This window comes from Moraxella catarrhalis, from assembly GCF_001656295.1.
GTDB classification, from domain to species: Bacteria; Pseudomonadota; Gammaproteobacteria; order Pseudomonadales; family Moraxellaceae; genus Moraxella; species Moraxella veridica.
Genome location: NZ_LXHE01000005.1, coordinates 51,244 through 66,315, shown reverse-complemented (window position 1 = coordinate 66,315; position 15,072 = coordinate 51,244). Strand labels below are relative to the sequence as shown.

Below are 15,072 nucleotides of genomic sequence, written 5' to 3'. Positions count from 1 at the left end.
GGTAGTGCTTTAAAAAGTATGCTGTAAAAAAACAGGCTGAGAAATTGATAAAATAGTGAAATGCAAATCACACTATACATCAACTGCCCAGCCTGTTTAGGGGACAGTATAAAGAAAAACGGTAAAAAAAGCTATGGTAAGCAGAACTACCAATGCAAAGACTGCAGGCGGCAATTTATTGGCGACCATGCGTTAAGTTATCTTGGATGTCACTCTCAAAAAGAAAGCAAAATACGCCAACTCATGGTACGAGGTAGTGGCATAAGAGACATCGCTTGCGTTGAAAGGATTAGCCAAGGTAAAGTATTAGCTACTTTGGAAAAATGCAACTACCGACTGATACCAAAGCAAAGTCACTATGACCAACTAGAAGTAGACGAGCTATGGATGTTCGTAGGTAAAAAGAGCAACAAACAATGGCTCATCTATGCTTACCACCGTCAAACAGGCGAAATTGTTGCCTATGTATGGGGAAAGCGAGACCTTAAAACGGTTAAACGATTAAGCGCAAAACCTCAAGCCTTGGGTGTAACTTGTGCTGTTATTGCCAGTGATAATTGGGATAGCTTCGTCACTGGCTTTAAAGGCTTTACTCAAAGAATTGGTAAATTTTTCACCGTGGGCATCGAAGGAAATAATTGCCGTATTCGGCATAGGATAAAACGAGCAGTTAGGCGAAGTTGTAACTTTTCCAAAAAACTCGAGAATCACTTTAAAGCCTTTGATTTAGTGTTCTTTTATATTAATAACGGGTATGTCTGATATCAGCATACTTTTTAATGCACCACCAAAATGTTTACAAGCAATCGTCTAGCCATCTGTTTGACATCTGCAATGCCATTTTCGCTATTATTGATAAAGGATTTTGGCGATTTGCTGATAATTACCGCCTGTGTATTTTTCATAGGCATATTTACCAAGAATTTGAGTAAAATCTTCACTATGAATACGCTTTAGACTAGCATTTTCACCTTGCTTTTCACGGTCAAACCGCCGAATGGCATACGCATAAGGTTCATTGGGTAAATTGAGAATGGGCAAGTTATCTAACTTGTCTAACCGCACCAGTTTAATATCGGGAATATCAACGCCTACCATCTGAGCCAATTTCATCATGCTATATTCATTTTCGGCAACGCTTTGATGCACCACAGACGGTGTTTTAATAATCCAGTCACCTAATTCCGAATCTTTATTAGGATTTGGCAGAGTAAAACGTCCGCTTTGTTGCTTCATGGAAAGTTTCATTTGCACACCTGCTAATGAAAAATGCGGATAGTGTGGTGGCAATGTAACCGTCGTAGCATGACCAATATTGGCAGAATCAAAAATATAGCTAGGCACGGCATCAGACTCAAGACTTTCAGCTACTAACGCCCCAGGCAAATCATGACCTAAATAAGACAATAACTCAAATTCATTATCCTGATGAATTTTTAAACCTTGTGCCAACAGCAATCTTAAAGACTCTTCTGGCAACAAATTGGAAAGTAAAGGATTCAGCCTTTGGCGATTTACCCATTGTCCAGACAAGCGTTTATTCGCATAAGGAAAATCAGGGCGAGTCGTTAAACTGAGCGTAGGGCGGTTGTCATCCATGATAAATTCCCGTGCAAAGGTTAGCACATTCTTGCCATTGTCAAAACCCGCCAAGTAACCCACCAAACGACCGTGCAAAGTTAATTTCAGTACCCGAACTTTCATGCTTCCATATCCCCTAATAAGCCTTGCCACGGGTTATCAATTAAGCGTTGAATATCATCTTTTATCGCTTGGTTGTCATTTAAAATAGCCAAAATCTGTCTTTTTTTTTCATTAGGAATAAGCATAAGTTCAGAATTTAAACCTTTAGCAATTAACACTAACGTATCAAGGCGGGGATTACCTTTCGATTCAATTTGCTGATACTGTTGTCGTGATACGCCAATTCGCATCTGCATATCTTTTTGTTTAAGCTTTAGAGCGATTCGACGTTGCTTGATTTGCTCAAGTAAATTCATTAGCAAAAATCCTTGTTATGCTTTTATTGCAATATATTAATTTCTTATTTTATTTTAAGCAATATATATATTTCTTATAATATAAAAATAAATTTATATATTGCTTTTAACTCAACATTATTATGTGAAAATATCTAAATTAAATGATAAAATTTTTTACATTAAAAAATTAAAGTAATAAAAATATAATGAATTATTACTTAATAATAAAATATACATAAAATTAAATGAAACCATTCTTTCATTCAGAAATTCTAAAATATATAAAATTTAAGATAGAAAAGTTGTGGTAAAAGATGGCTCATTTTTTGTGCCATAAATCATAGTTCATTGGAGAAAAATGACGTTAAATTACCTTAAATTCAATTACAAATAAGTTTCTCTATCTATTGAAAATACATAGGTCGTAAAATAATATAACTTAAGGTCGTTTAACAAAAATTTGCTCCACAGAATTGCCAAGGTCGGGGTCGCGAGTTCGAATCTCGTTTCCCGCTCCAAATTAAAGAAAGCCTAACTTAATAGTTAGGCTTTTTTATTGCCTATAATCTCGCTAATATCAAGGCTTCCAAGCTTTCCCTTTTTCTTTCTCTTTTAAAAAGATTTATTAATTTAGTAAAGATTTGGAAGTTCAAGTTGATGTTAATGATTTAGGTGAATTAAAAATAACTGGAAATTTGTGGAAAATCCTACCTGATGACCGACAAACAATTATTGTCAGACCAACTACTTATATGCTAATTTTGATAAAAATAAGATAAAATAAAAAATCTTAAGGGCTTACAATGAGAAAATATATAGGATTTTTTATATTATTCCTGTTAATTTTTACAATAATTGTTTATTCGTATAAACAAATCTTTTTTTTAGGAGAGATTCGGCTTAATGGTGATTATTATGCCATTGAGATGGATAATACATTTTTTGAGTACCTATCGCTAAAAAATGAAAAAGTAATTGGAGCAATCATAAACCGCACAGAGTATAACAATATTCACTTGATAATTTATACCGAAGGAAAAATATGCGATGAACCACAAGGTAGTATGTTTGAGTACTTTCCAAATGATATTATGTATGCGATTTTAGACAATACTGGAAATCTACTGGCATTTAATAATATAGAGGACTATCACTCCTATATATCCTTAAAAAATATAAAGATTGGAAATTTGCATATTAACATAAAAGATTTGTTTAAAATAGAACAAGCAAATCAAGCAGCAAAAAAGTCAGGTTGTCTTTACTAAATTAAGTGTGGTGAAACAACCATGTATGTATCATCTCTGCCTTTGTCAAACTCTGTAAGATGGACTGGATCCACCCTTGTATATCATCACTAAGATTAGCCATCTAAATGGCGATATGTAGATGATGTCACCACAAGCGAAGTTATCAATAATCTCTCTCACAAACTTGCCACTGGCATGACAGGCTGTCTATCTGCCAAAGCGGCAGGAAATCGTTGTGAAGCAGGCAGCATCGGTGCTGTCGTTGGTGAGATGTGGGGTGATTATCAAGTAGATGACCCAAACACCCTAACCCAAGCACAAAAAGACAAACTCATCAACCAAGCCAAACTGATTGCAGGCATCACCGCTGCCTTTGCTGATACTGATGTGGCTGTGGCTGCTGGTGTGGCGGCGGAGGCGGTTGAGAATAATGCTGTTGAAACTGTATAGGATATTGCAAATATTGGGGTGGGAGCAGCTTCATTTGGATATAATATTTCAGAAGGAAATTATGGCTCTGCAACAATTGATGGTGTGGGGTTAATATATGATGGTGTTGCTACAGCATTACCTTTTCTACCTGCTGGTGTATCTGCAGTTATTAAAGTAGAAAGAGCGACAGAGGCAACAAAAAATATTATTAAAGCAGAAAACTTTTTTGATGGAGCTAAATACACACAGAAAGTAAAAATACAAGCTTCTTCAGGTGATTATCACTCATTTCCACAATCAGTGGATGGGTTTGCTAAACACGGAACTGTGTCAAAAATCACTGGAAAAGACGGGGTTGTAAGAGACAAATTAGAAATACCTGGAAGCTATAGAGGCAAAAAAGGTGTTTTTGAATATATCAGAGAGCCAAATGGTAATATAAACCATAGATTGTTTGTTCCAAACGAAAATTGAGGGTAGCTGTAAAGTGAATAAGAAAATATTAGATTTTTACATAAAAGTTGGTAGCAACTTAGAAAGTAAAGGTATAAATGAATTCGTAATGCCGATAGAGTTAATTCAAGATTTTTTTGTTTTGTGTAATGATGAAAAAATTTTAATATTAGGCGGTGATATATACGAGAAACTTCAAGATGGTCAATTTGTCGCCACTTATGATAATTGGTACTATGAGGGTTATAATTTTTCAGAGAGTATTGAAATGGCAAATATATATTTAAACAAATTAAATGAAGAGAATTTGTATGTATCTTTTATTTTAAACAACTAATTGTTTATTTTGCCGTTAAAATCAGGAGCAACCAGTGAAGCGGTCGTCCTGCCTTATCTGGTTTCTTATTTAATACCAAAGATCCAGAAAATCTCACCAAGACCAAAAAGAAACCATTGCTAATATCATTAACACTGCCACAGTAGCCACAACTTACACAGCAACTGATGGCAATGTAGCCGATACGGTGAGTGGGAGCGAGACTGGCAAGGGGGGCGGTGGAGAATAATAATGGTGCCACTAAAACAGACAAATTGTTCAAAAAGGTCTCAGATGAGACTTATGAAATAGCAAGAGATAGTATTTCTGCTGGACTAATCATATCAATTAAAAGAGTGCAACATTAATAACTCAAACTCCTTGGAATGCAAAAAGTAAACAATTATGGTGTAAAACAAACTAGCGTTATTTACAGTATTATAAGATAATACTGCTATGAACATACATAAAAATACTCGATTATTGCCATTTCAAAGACAAGCCATTTGGGATGCTTATACCAAAGATAAGCGAACCATTGTTTCTTTGGCAGAAGAGTACAAAGTTTCAAGACCTACGATTTACAAAGTCTTAAAACTGGCTCGTCATCGTCTGCTAAAACCACAATCTAGTACCAACAATCGCTTTAAACAAGCCAGATTTGGTGTTAAAAGGCTTGCCAAAGTTGAAAGGTCAATACAAGACAAGCTCAAAAAGCAAGCAAAGCGTTATAACAAATCTTACCTAGGTGAGATGATGCACTTTGATACCAAGCGATTGCCTTTGCTTAAGGGGCAAACTACAAATAGCCCAAGAGAATATTTATTTGTTGCCATTGATGATTATTCTCGTGAGTTGTATGCAGCCATCATGCCTGATAAGACAGCATTTAGTGCTGCTAAGTCTTAACCGAGCATGTGGTCGAACCTTGTCCTTATGTGATTGATGTGGCGTATTCAGACAATGGCACAGAGTATAAAGGCACAAAGGGTCATGAATTTATCAAAGCCTGCTACCAAAACAACATCAATCAAAAGTTCACCAAAGTTGGTAGACCACAAACCAACGGCAAAGCTGAGCGAGTGATCAGAACCTTAATGCAAATGTGGCATGATAAAACAGAATTTAACGACAGTAATCACAGAAAACAAGAACTTGATAGATTTTTAAACTTCTACAATACTGTCAAACCACACAGTGCTTTAGTCAAAAAAGATGAACAAGGTAAAACACAGACCTTTACACCCTATGAATGGCTGAAGCTTTATTTTAATCAGGGTGTAAATAACGCTTGAGGTTTTTACATATAAGGTTTTTAACTAAATGGCGATTTTTAATTATATATTGAGTTTTTATTTTAAGGTTATTTTTTTAATATCCATATCAATATTTTTGGCATACTTATTTCTAGCAAAAGAAACAGCTTATTATTACTGTGATGAAATTTGCATAACAATAATACAACACCATCAAGGTAGGGATACTTTTTTTAGAGTTTATGATGGTATTATAATTAGTAGGAATGCATATTTAATTGTTCCTTATGCTGAATATCCTCTTGAAACATACATATATATAAAAAGAAAGAAAAATAATGGAAAGATAATTGTGGAAAATTTTACCGAACCAGTAAAATATAAAGGGGTTTTAAATAATGTGGATTTTCATGTATCATCTTATGATAGTAATGAAATTAAATATAGGGATCTAAGGTATTCATATTTATTTTTTTAGTTAAGTTAAAGGTATGCGTGTAATTGTTTGCACAAAAAAATAGGATGAAAATTCACGATACCAATACATTGCCACTAACCGGACAATCAGGCTTAGGCTATGGTACAATAACCCCAGCTCATAAAACCAGTACCACCCACTCTGCCATCACAGACCAAGCAGGTCTCTCCCATATCAACACTGCCAATGTCAACCAAGCAGAAGTTCAAAACCAGCTTAACCCAATCATCACCAATGACTTTCACCAAGCACAAGCACTTAAAGAGTTAAATGCTCAGGTGGTGATTACCACAGAGTTTGGCAAAGAAGCACCAAAGGCAGTGGCGGAGTTTAGTCAGTATCAACAAGATGCTATCCTATCGCAGTTACAAAATATCGAACATTTGAGCGACGAACAGATCAATGACATCCTAAGTGAAGCAGCCAAATGGAGTGAAGGTGGTATTTACCGCGTGGCATTACATACAGCTATGGGTGCTTTGGCAACTGGAACGGCGGAAGGAGCTTTTGCCACAGGTGGTGTGGCAGCAGCTGCACCACAAATTGAAAAACTTGAAGCAATTCTTACCGAAAAACTTGCCAATGATGACAGCCTAGAATCCAAACACAAAGCAGAACTGGCTGCAAAAGCAATCATTGGGATGACTTTACTGACGGCAGGTGAAACATCAGGACTTGATACTTCAAGTACATTGATGGCGACCAATGTGGAGGTGAATAATCGCTGGTTGCACGACAATGAAATTGAAAAGATATTTGGTAAAGATGGGCAAAACTCAAACAATTTGCCAAAGAACAGGATATTACCTATGAAGAAGCTTGGCGAGCAGTATTAGCCTAAGCTTATAGAAATGCTGATGACAATTTTAGAAAAGCCCATCAAACCAGTGCAACAGCTAAAGAAAAAAGATTGTCAGAAGCTGCTGAAAATTTTCTTAGAAAAAACGGTTTTCACATAGTAGCTACACCACAAGAAAGAGCAAATAGCCAACAAAATACTAATACCACCAAATATAAGGGGCTACTAAACAGCGTTATAAACAATACCCCAAAACAAACACAGCAGCAAGTTAATCAGGCAGTACTAACACAAGCGGCACAAATAAGTACCGTTGGTATAGCAAAAGGTGTTAGCAACATACCTTCTGATACCGCCAATAGTATTGCAAATGTGTTTCATAAAGAGGTGCCACAAACATTTCCTTATAGCAATGAAGAGGAGGCAAATGTTGGCGGAGTGGCACAGAATGCGGTTGAGGTTGCGACGATAGGACTTACACCAAAATTACCCAACAGTAGAGTTGTGAATACTTATGGTCCAATGAACCAACAGGGACCTTTACCCTTGAGTGTTGCCAACACTTTCAGAAGCGGAATATATGTTGAAATTGTTACTAACAAACCCCCTGACATTGTACCGAGTTTATGGTGGGAACGCATCTAAACTAGGAAGTTATTGGACTACAACCAAACCTTCTGGACCTGTTCGGTCAATTATTGATAGTGCCTTGAATCCAGCGTGGGGCAATCCTGCAACCAATGTGGTAAAGATAGAGGTTCCTCCAAATACTAGACTTTATCAAGGTTTTGCAGCTAATCAAGAAGGTTTGGTTGGTGGTGGAGTTCAGGTGGTATTCCCTAAAGATGTAGAGATTAAAACTGACTAGATTAAGGAATAAAAAATGACAGTACTTCTAGAAGAAATTAATGAATTTGCAAGCTTAGGCGAATTTTTAAGGTTTAAAAAATGGTTAGAGGCTCATATTGAGAATGGTAATATTATTGAAATTTCAGTGCAATCATACTACCTAAGCATTAATACTCATGAAAGATGGTTTGAATGTGTGTCAAGTAATGAAATTTGGCGATTAGTTTATCCAGATGGTCCATTTAGAGGTTACTGGGGTTTAGTAGAGTAAATAGATAAAGCTTTAGTCATAATCAACTTCCGCATCGCATTTTCAGTAAACCTTTCAATCATCAGATCCGTATGTGGCAGATGTTGCTAATGCTATCGAAAGAGCTTATCCGGGATTGGTTATGGTACACTACTTAGAAAAGATAATATGAAAACAATTATTTTTAAAAAGGTTAACTAGTATGAATGTATATCGAATACCTAAAGAAAATTTTAAACACCTATATATATTTGAAGGCGGATTACATCATTACAATTTAACCAATAAAGATTTTAGTATTATAGTTAATTGTGTTGATTGTCACCCCATTGTTCAAAATTATTTTGATGATGTAAGAATAAGTTTTAAGGATTACACTTATTTAAAATTTGTTAAATCTTATGATATAGGTGAAAAATCCTATAAAGATATTATAGAGCTTGGTGAAATTACAGATAGAGACAATCTATTGGATTATGGCGGAGGTTTGAGCCCGATTGCAACTAGCTTTGGTATCCCCACCAGTTTTAGTATTGAAATTATCTGTGAAAATGTTGAGTTGGAAACCATTTAATGCCATCAATTGGAAAGTAAAGACATTAAACGCAGAGAAGTTCATATCGCCATACCTCAAGGCACTTCTCAGGCAAAAATCCAAGCCATTCAAAATACCATCAAAGAAATCGATAAATGGAGTGAAGGCGGCATCTATCGTGTTGCTTTGCATACTGCAGTCGCTGCCCTGGCTACAGGCACTGTTGAAGGTGCTGTCACCACAGGAGCGGTAGCAGGTGTTGCCCCCAGACTGAACGAAATACAAGACAAACTGACAGAGAAACTCATTGAACAAGGTTTGGACAAGAACACTGCCGAAAGTATGAGTAATTCCGTATTGAGCCTTGCCATTGCAGGAGTGGGTGCAGGTACGGGACTTGACACCAGTAGCACAGCCTATGCGGTGAATGCAGATGCCTTTAATCGGCAGTTGCATGCCAATAAGGGGGAGGCTTGGGTTATTGAAGAGCTCTACAAAAGACAGGGCGGCAATAAAAAATGGTCAAAAGAACAAATTGCTAATGCTCTAAGAGCTGCTAATTTTAAAAAAGGCAACTTCTATGAAAGTGCTGATAGTCATAACGCTGCTCCATCAAATAGACCGGATTTGGGTTATGATACTTTGGTTGGTGTACAATGGAATAATCATGGTACAGGCATTAGTTTAAACATCCCCAAAGTTGATCCAAATTTAGTTGGATACATTCAAAGCCATACTGGTAAAGGAGATTTTGCATCATATCAGTATACTTGGAATAATAATAGAATTGTTGGCAATCAACAGCCTTTGCCAACCCCAACAACCAGAACCCCCTATACTGACTACAGCAGGTCTCTTGAGGCACATAATACAGCGGTAATGAATAATCCACCACTTGTTGCTTGTTCCTTAAATGAACACGACATTGTAGAGAGATGGATCAGAAGGGAATGGAAACCATGACTAACGCTTCTTATTTTATACCAGGGGGTAAATATTTAAAAGTAGTGACAGAGCCATTGGCGATAGCATCGAAAATAGAAAATGAGGGTGTTAGTAAGACAGTAATTGGTTTTGGTGTCTCTGAGATAACTAAAAAAGTGGTGAGAACCCCACAAACTTCGGCTATTGTTGATCAGCTGGGTGCAGGTTCTATTTAACTTGAACATTTATTCTTATCTCTCATAAACAGTCGTTCTCTATTAACATGAACACTCATGTATTCTTCAATATAAAGATAAAGCTAAATCCTATCAATTAAATTCATCTCACTTACGAAAATAATGGATTTAAACCATATCCAGTTTTTTTCAGCATAAAAAATCTTTTTAGCACATTTTTGAATATTTTCTAGTTACAGTTCGTTTGTTTTATTGATTACTCTTTAATTTTTTGAGGAGTAATAAAATGAAGAACAATGAGCGATTTCTGAAAAATATTTGTAAGCTTAAAAAACTATATCAGCAGGATGGTTATCTCTTTATTTCAAGTGAACAGATGATTGAGTTGCTACAAGATATGGGTATCAGTATTGAAGAAATTAATCATTTGAAGGAAATGAGTGATAATCTTCCTTCAGACCCAACTTTAGAATTTAGAGAAAGCAGAAATGGTAGATTTTTTCATAATAATTTAAGCAAAGTAATCTACAGAACGGAATTTCAACCATTTGTGCTTTCAGTAGATGAGGATTTTATTCGTCATGATTCAGGAAAAATCAGATATTTTGTTGGCTTAGAAGAACAACTAACAAGAAATTTAGCCTTTCAAGGAATGCTTAAAGTAAAAAACCATATTATTTCTAACATCGATATACTAGCTCGTAAAAACCTTGATTATAGTTCAGTCAATTGGGTTACCACGGTGTTTCATTTAAGAACTATAACACAGGAGGGTTTATTAGGTGAGCCTGCTTTAGAAGGCGTACATTCTGATGGTGTTGACCACACAATGACTATCATGTTAGGGCATTATAACATGACTGAAAATAGTGCTATCACAAATATACATTCCAATCTTGAAAAAAGTGGCATTTGTTTTGAAGAAACAAAAAATGAAAATCTTGTAAACTCAATGCGGCATAAAAAATTCTTAGATAGTCTCTTGATAAAGGATAACGAATTTAAACATAGCTTAAGCCCTGTTTTTCAAATTAATCCAACAGAGCGAGCAACTAGGGATATGTTGATTTTCTTTACAAGAAAACCTTGCTTAGAGAAGCATATATCTTTTCCTTACGATTCTACTAATCCACACCCTGATTATCCAGTTGACTTTAAGTTAGAGTACCAATTATGAGTTTAACTAATTCAAATAAACTAGAAGTAGAAAGTCTAGTAAATAAATTTGTACCTTTTGTGTTTTTAATAATTTGGAGTGGAGGGGCTCTATTTTCTAAGCTAGGTTTACAGTATGCAGACGTTTGGAGTTTTCTTTTTTTAAGGTCAGCTTTGGCACTATCTCTGCTTACCATGATATTTTTATCCAATAAAGAATATCTTGCTGTAATACCTACACTTAAAAAAAATGATTTTGTTCGTATCATTGCTTCAGGGCTACTGCTCCAAGTTCTGTATCTAGTTTTCTATTTTTTATCCATTAATACTCATTTATCGTTAGGGATGATTATTTTAATTCTAGGGATGCAACCTATTATTACGAAGTTAGCAACTTCAAATAATGTCAACTATTATGATATTGCTTTGCTCGGTGGTTGTTTTATAGGATTGGCTATTGCTACCTTAGGATATCATAAAATTGAACAAATTAATCTATTGGGAATAGTGATGGCAGCTTGTGCCTTAATCTCTATCACTTTTGGAACTATCATTCAGTCCAAAATTACAAGCAATCCAATTTTAACTTTATTACTCCAAACTATTGTGGCTTTTATGATATTTGGAGCTACCACTGTCATGAAAGGATTGAGCTTCAACTTTAATTTTTACTTTATTTCAGCACTATTATGGATGGGAGCAGTAGTTTCTGTAGGGGCATTTTTATTATTAATGCGAATGCTAAGACATAGTAATGCTGAGAAGGCCAGTACATTATTTTTTTTATTGCCATTATTGACAATGGTTTTAGAAAGTATTTTTTTCCATAAACACTTAAATTTGTTAACTATTTTTGGTAGTATTATGGTTTGTGTCGTTCTTTTTATCTACCAATTTAAGACATTTATATTAAATAAGACCAGTAGAAAATGATAAATCAAGACCATTTAGATAATTTGTTCATACGAACTTATAATACAAATTTAATTGGGCATAGCCATAACTATCATCAAATACTTATCCCATTACTAGGACATATCAACCTGATAATAAATGGCAAATTAATTATTGTTAGCTATGGAGAGGTCTGTATTATCCCAAAAGGTGTTCATCACCAATTTACCGCTAGGACAGACTTTCGTTTCTTGGTAATTAATACTGACGATATAGATTTCGTTGCATTAGAGCCAGTTAATGAGTTGCATTTTTCGCTCGATAATAAACTCTTAGCATTTATTGGGGTTGTTGAAAGGCAATTACTAACAGATTTTGACCAAGTGATGAATGATTACATGTTAAAACTGCTAATGGAGTTTTTGAAAAAAATTAGTTCTGATAAAAGAATTGATAGTCGGCTTATTAATGTTTTAAACATTATAAAAAATGATATTAGTGCAGAACATACACTAGATTCGCTCGCAAAGGCTGCTTGTCTTAGTGAGAGTCATTTTAAAAAAGTCTTCAAAAAACAATTTGGATATACACCCAAAGCTTATATTACTGAGCTTCGTATGCAAATGGCTAGAGGTTTGATTATTAATACGGATATGCCTATCACTATTATTGCCGAGAAATGTGGCTATCAAAATCTTTCAGCATTTATAAGGCGTTTTTCTCTTTGTTACCATGAAACACCCCAGAAGTTTCGAGCTAAAGGACAGTCTTTGGCTCACAAAAGATAAATTATTCATATTTTTAACGACAACATAAAAAGGAGACACGGATGTCTTACAATACCGTCACAATAGAAAGTCTATTGGCTGATTCACTACCCACCTCTAATTATACTTGGTCTGAGAAATTTCCTAATTTGTCCTCACTTTCACCAAACATCAAATATGAAGGGGATAAAAAATTATTACTGAAAAAATATTCTACATATAAAGATTTTGACATTGGAAAATTTCATAACTCATATAAATATCACTCGAAAAAAGAATTAATTATTGAGTTCTTAAACCATCATGCTTTTCAATTTAATTCAAGACGACGCTTTAGGGAGTCTTTAAAAGTTCGAAATATCATTGACCAAGTCATAAAAAACTCAACACCTCTCGATATTGTTATCCCAATATTTTGTGTAATCGGGCAAAACGGATAGAACCAACAACTGTCACTTTTGCTGAAGCTTGCTCATTACATTCATTGCAAAATATTTCTCAGCTATTTTTAGAGGTGACTAATATTGAATTACGTTTTCAGATTATTGCTGATTCAAATTTCTATGTACGTCCCTTAGGGTCCGACCCTATCATTTCATCTAATTATTTAGACGATTTGAAAGAGTATTTAGCACAAGAAAAACTAGCGAGTCTTTATATTCATGATATGTGCGATATGGCAAAACATGATATAAAAAAATTTGAAGACAGTTATATGGATATGTACGAAAAACTATCAGTTGATTCAAGTTATGGTCTAGATAATATTGAACATAGGGCTTGGGTTTCTGCTATGGCAGGCACTATTACTACGAGAGACATAATTGCACCTTATGAAGATATAGTAAAAACTTTTAGAGATAATGACTTTTTAAATACATTTGGTAAGGAGGTTTTAAGAAGAACTAAACGGGCATTTATTGATTACCGTTCCTTGAAATATGCAATGTCTCAACTTTCATGGGAAGAAAAATATTTCCCTAATTCTATTAGAGCAACAATCCATCAAAAGCAACAAGATATATTAGGTCTAAGAATTTATCCTGAGTATAAAAAAGCTTCTAAATTGCTTCCTTATCATGGAATTGCAGTGTTAAAAACACTAGATGGAAATGATTGTATGTTAATTCAGCCCGAAATTAATGTCGCTTCGCAGATAGGAGTTAAACGCTACATTAATAATTATAATTTTTCAGATTTCTACATTGCCTAACAGACCAAAAGTTGAGAAACGAGATGAGTATTATTAATTCGCTAAATATGAACACGCTAAGATTTGCAATTCTTTACGCTATATCCTTTTCTGTTGCTAGTTTGGACCTTAGTATTACAGTGAGGTCGGGACAATTGCTCACTCATAGCAATCTTGGAGGTGCTGCTTCTTATGCTATGATAGGCATTGGGATGATTGTTGGTTCTCGTTGTGGCATGTCATTGATTAACCTCATTGGTTTAAGAAAAACCTATGCTATATCTGCCCTTCTTTGTATCATATCAGGACTTACCTCCTCATTTTCGGTGCAACATAATTTATTTTATATTTTTTCTTTTAGTTTGTTGCTAGTAGGCATATTTATGGGGCTATCTAACTATCATCGTCTCTTAGTACAAGATATGGCGAAAATTAAATCACCTTGGAACACTAATTTGGTCTTAGTTAGTGGAATTATTGGAGCAATTGTAGGACCTTGGATTGCTAAACAAATAGCACCTAGTCCTGAACTATTTTATAAAGCTTATATTGCAGTTGCTATTTTTGGAGTCTTAGCATTAATTTTGAGTTTGACTTTACCAACAAAATATTCTATCAATAGAGTAAATCCAAACTTAGCAATCAGTAAGATAGAGAAAAATCTTGGTGTATATAAATCATTATTATATTTAGGTGGTTTGATAGGATTTTGTAGTTATGTGACTATGGCCTTAGTAATGACTTCTGTTCCATTAGAAGCAACAGCAAGAAAGATGACAGCATCAAATATATCTAACCTAGTTCAGTGGCATATGGTGGCAATGTATTTGCCTATAATATTAGTACCAATACTAATGAGTAAGTTTCATTTAGCATCTGTTTTAAAAGCTAGTTTATTTATTAGCATCATAGCCTTTCTAATCTCTGCTTATATGATTTGGAATCAGGATGTAAATTATAATATTTTATTAGTTGCTATGTTAATTGCAGGCATTGTTTGGGCGTTTGGTTATTCAGTTGCTTCAAATATAATTGCAGTTAATCCCTATGGCATAATGTATCCAAAATTTCGGGGTATTGTTGAAATATTTCCGCCATTAGGATTAATAACAGGCTCGCTATTAGCTGGATTAATTTTAAATTATAAAAATTTTAATTTTATAATTATTTTAGCAAGTCTGTTTTTATTAATTCCTTTACTCATGACTTTAAAAGAAAGTAATAAGCTTACTACATATATAGAACAGTGAGAGATGATTGTTTTAATGATGAGCATTGGTACAGGCGTAATCAAATAGCCTTATTTGAAAAAATTGCTATAGATAAAAAATTATCTAAATTAA

21 protein-coding genes and 1 pseudogene are annotated in these 15,072 nt (G+C 34.6%); 20 read left to right on the top strand and 2 right to left on the bottom strand.

Features of this window, described 5'->3' with window-relative positions; translation table 11 throughout:
* Window positions 1–60 precede the first annotated feature (60 nt).
* Window positions 61–762, top strand: a complete 702-nt coding sequence (locus AO382_RS03240; RefSeq protein WP_064618146.1) for an IS1 family transposase — start codon at window positions 61–63, stop codon at window positions 760–762.
* An 87-nt stretch (window positions 763–849) separates the two neighbouring features.
* Here the strand turns inward: AO382_RS03240 and AO382_RS03235 are convergent, their stop codons facing one another.
* On the bottom strand, window positions 850–1,704 hold the full coding sequence (locus tag AO382_RS03235) for a type II toxin-antitoxin system HipA family toxin (protein ID WP_064618144.1): 855 nt from the start codon (window positions 1,702–1,704) through the stop codon (window positions 850–852).
* Window positions 1,701–2,000: a helix-turn-helix domain-containing protein gene (locus AO382_RS03230; RefSeq protein WP_064618142.1), complete on the bottom strand. Its 300-nt coding sequence runs from the start codon at window positions 1,998–2,000 to the stop codon at window positions 1,701–1,703. The genes AO382_RS03235 and AO382_RS03230 overlap by 4 nt, the downstream gene beginning before the upstream one ends.
* 785 nt (window positions 2,001–2,785) lie before the next feature.
* Here AO382_RS03230 and AO382_RS03225 point away from each other — a divergent pair.
* From AO382_RS03225 to AO382_RS03145, 19 genes and pseudogenes are all read left to right on the top strand, one after another.
* Window positions 2,786–3,250 carry a hypothetical protein gene (locus tag AO382_RS03225; protein ID WP_064618140.1) on the top strand — a complete coding sequence of 155 codons (465 nt, stop codon included), beginning with the start codon at window positions 2,786–2,788 and terminating at the stop codon, window positions 3,248–3,250.
* A gap of 252 nt (window positions 3,251–3,502) precedes the next feature.
* Window positions 3,503–3,670: pseudogene (locus AO382_RS11010) on the top strand (VENN motif pre-toxin domain-containing protein); the annotation flags it as partial.
* A 30-nt stretch (window positions 3,671–3,700) separates the two neighbouring features.
* On the top strand, window positions 3,701–4,138 hold the full coding sequence (locus tag AO382_RS11370) for a hypothetical protein (RefSeq protein ID WP_309544248.1): 438 nt from the start codon (window positions 3,701–3,703) through the stop codon (window positions 4,136–4,138).
* 13 nt (window positions 4,139–4,151) lie between these two features.
* Complete coding sequence (gene imm40, locus AO382_RS03215; RefSeq protein ID WP_227513615.1) at window positions 4,152–4,454, top strand: Imm40 family immunity protein; 303 nt, start codon at window positions 4,152–4,154, stop codon at window positions 4,452–4,454.
* A gap of 435 nt (window positions 4,455–4,889) precedes the next feature.
* Complete coding sequence (locus tag AO382_RS10870) at window positions 4,890–5,342, top strand: hypothetical protein (RefSeq protein ID WP_201030212.1); 453 nt, start codon at window positions 4,890–4,892, stop codon at window positions 5,340–5,342.
* Between the two features lie 8 nt (window positions 5,343–5,350).
* A complete protein-coding gene (locus AO382_RS10865) occupies window positions 5,351–5,728 on the top strand; it encodes an integrase core domain-containing protein (RefSeq protein ID WP_201030211.1) in 378 nt (125 codons plus the stop codon).
* Window positions 5,729–5,756: 28 nt separating this feature from the next.
* Window positions 5,757–6,167 (top strand): hypothetical protein, encoded by a 411-nt coding sequence (locus AO382_RS03205; protein ID WP_064618137.1) that lies wholly within the window; start codon window positions 5,757–5,759, stop codon window positions 6,165–6,167.
* A gap of 44 nt (window positions 6,168–6,211) precedes the next feature.
* Window positions 6,212–7,003: a hypothetical protein gene (locus AO382_RS03200; RefSeq protein ID WP_064618135.1), complete on the top strand. Its 792-nt coding sequence runs from the start codon at window positions 6,212–6,214 to the stop codon at window positions 7,001–7,003.
* A 74-nt stretch (window positions 7,004–7,077) separates the two neighbouring features.
* Window positions 7,078–7,611 carry a hypothetical protein gene (locus AO382_RS03195; protein ID WP_064618133.1) on the top strand — a complete coding sequence of 178 codons (534 nt, stop codon included), beginning with the start codon at window positions 7,078–7,080 and terminating at the stop codon, window positions 7,609–7,611.
* Between the two features lie 238 nt (window positions 7,612–7,849).
* On the top strand, window positions 7,850–8,086 hold the full coding sequence (locus AO382_RS03190; RefSeq protein WP_064618131.1) for a hypothetical protein: 237 nt from the start codon (window positions 7,850–7,852) through the stop codon (window positions 8,084–8,086).
* A gap of 181 nt (window positions 8,087–8,267) precedes the next feature.
* Window positions 8,268–8,639, top strand: a complete 372-nt coding sequence (locus tag AO382_RS03185; protein ID WP_064618129.1) for a hypothetical protein — start codon at window positions 8,268–8,270, stop codon at window positions 8,637–8,639.
* 9 nt (window positions 8,640–8,648) lie between these two features.
* The gene (locus tag AO382_RS03180; RefSeq protein ID WP_064618127.1) at window positions 8,649–9,563 is read left to right on the top strand and encodes a hypothetical protein; all 915 of its coding nucleotides are present in this window, start codon (window positions 8,649–8,651) and stop codon (window positions 9,561–9,563) included.
* The gene (locus tag AO382_RS03175) at window positions 9,560–9,760 is read left to right on the top strand and encodes a hypothetical protein (protein WP_147286433.1); all 201 of its coding nucleotides are present in this window, start codon (window positions 9,560–9,562) and stop codon (window positions 9,758–9,760) included. Before AO382_RS03180 ends, AO382_RS03175 begins: the two co-directional genes overlap by 4 nt.
* A gap of 247 nt (window positions 9,761–10,007) precedes the next feature.
* Window positions 10,008–10,898: a 2OG-Fe dioxygenase family protein gene (locus AO382_RS03170; RefSeq protein ID WP_064618123.1), complete on the top strand. Its 891-nt coding sequence runs from the start codon at window positions 10,008–10,010 to the stop codon at window positions 10,896–10,898.
* Window positions 10,895–11,809, top strand: a complete 915-nt coding sequence (locus AO382_RS03165) for a DMT family transporter (RefSeq protein WP_064618121.1) — start codon at window positions 10,895–10,897, stop codon at window positions 11,807–11,809. The genes AO382_RS03170 and AO382_RS03165 overlap by 4 nt, the downstream gene beginning before the upstream one ends.
* Complete coding sequence (locus tag AO382_RS03160) at window positions 11,806–12,558, top strand: helix-turn-helix transcriptional regulator (protein ID WP_064618119.1); 753 nt, start codon at window positions 11,806–11,808, stop codon at window positions 12,556–12,558. The genes AO382_RS03165 and AO382_RS03160 overlap by 4 nt, the downstream gene beginning before the upstream one ends.
* 41 nt (window positions 12,559–12,599) lie before the next feature.
* Window positions 12,600–12,977, top strand: a complete 378-nt coding sequence (locus AO382_RS03155; RefSeq protein WP_064618117.1) for a hypothetical protein — start codon at window positions 12,600–12,602, stop codon at window positions 12,975–12,977.
* The gene (locus AO382_RS10405) at window positions 12,953–13,750 is read left to right on the top strand and encodes an L-tyrosine/L-tryptophan isonitrile synthase family protein (RefSeq protein WP_404932964.1); all 798 of its coding nucleotides are present in this window, start codon (window positions 12,953–12,955) and stop codon (window positions 13,748–13,750) included. Before AO382_RS03155 ends, AO382_RS10405 begins: the two co-directional genes overlap by 25 nt.
* 23 nt (window positions 13,751–13,773) lie before the next feature.
* On the top strand, window positions 13,774–14,979 hold the full coding sequence (locus tag AO382_RS03145) for an MFS transporter (RefSeq protein WP_147286434.1): 1,206 nt from the start codon (window positions 13,774–13,776) through the stop codon (window positions 14,977–14,979).
* The last annotated feature ends 93 nt before the right edge of the window (window positions 14,980–15,072 follow it).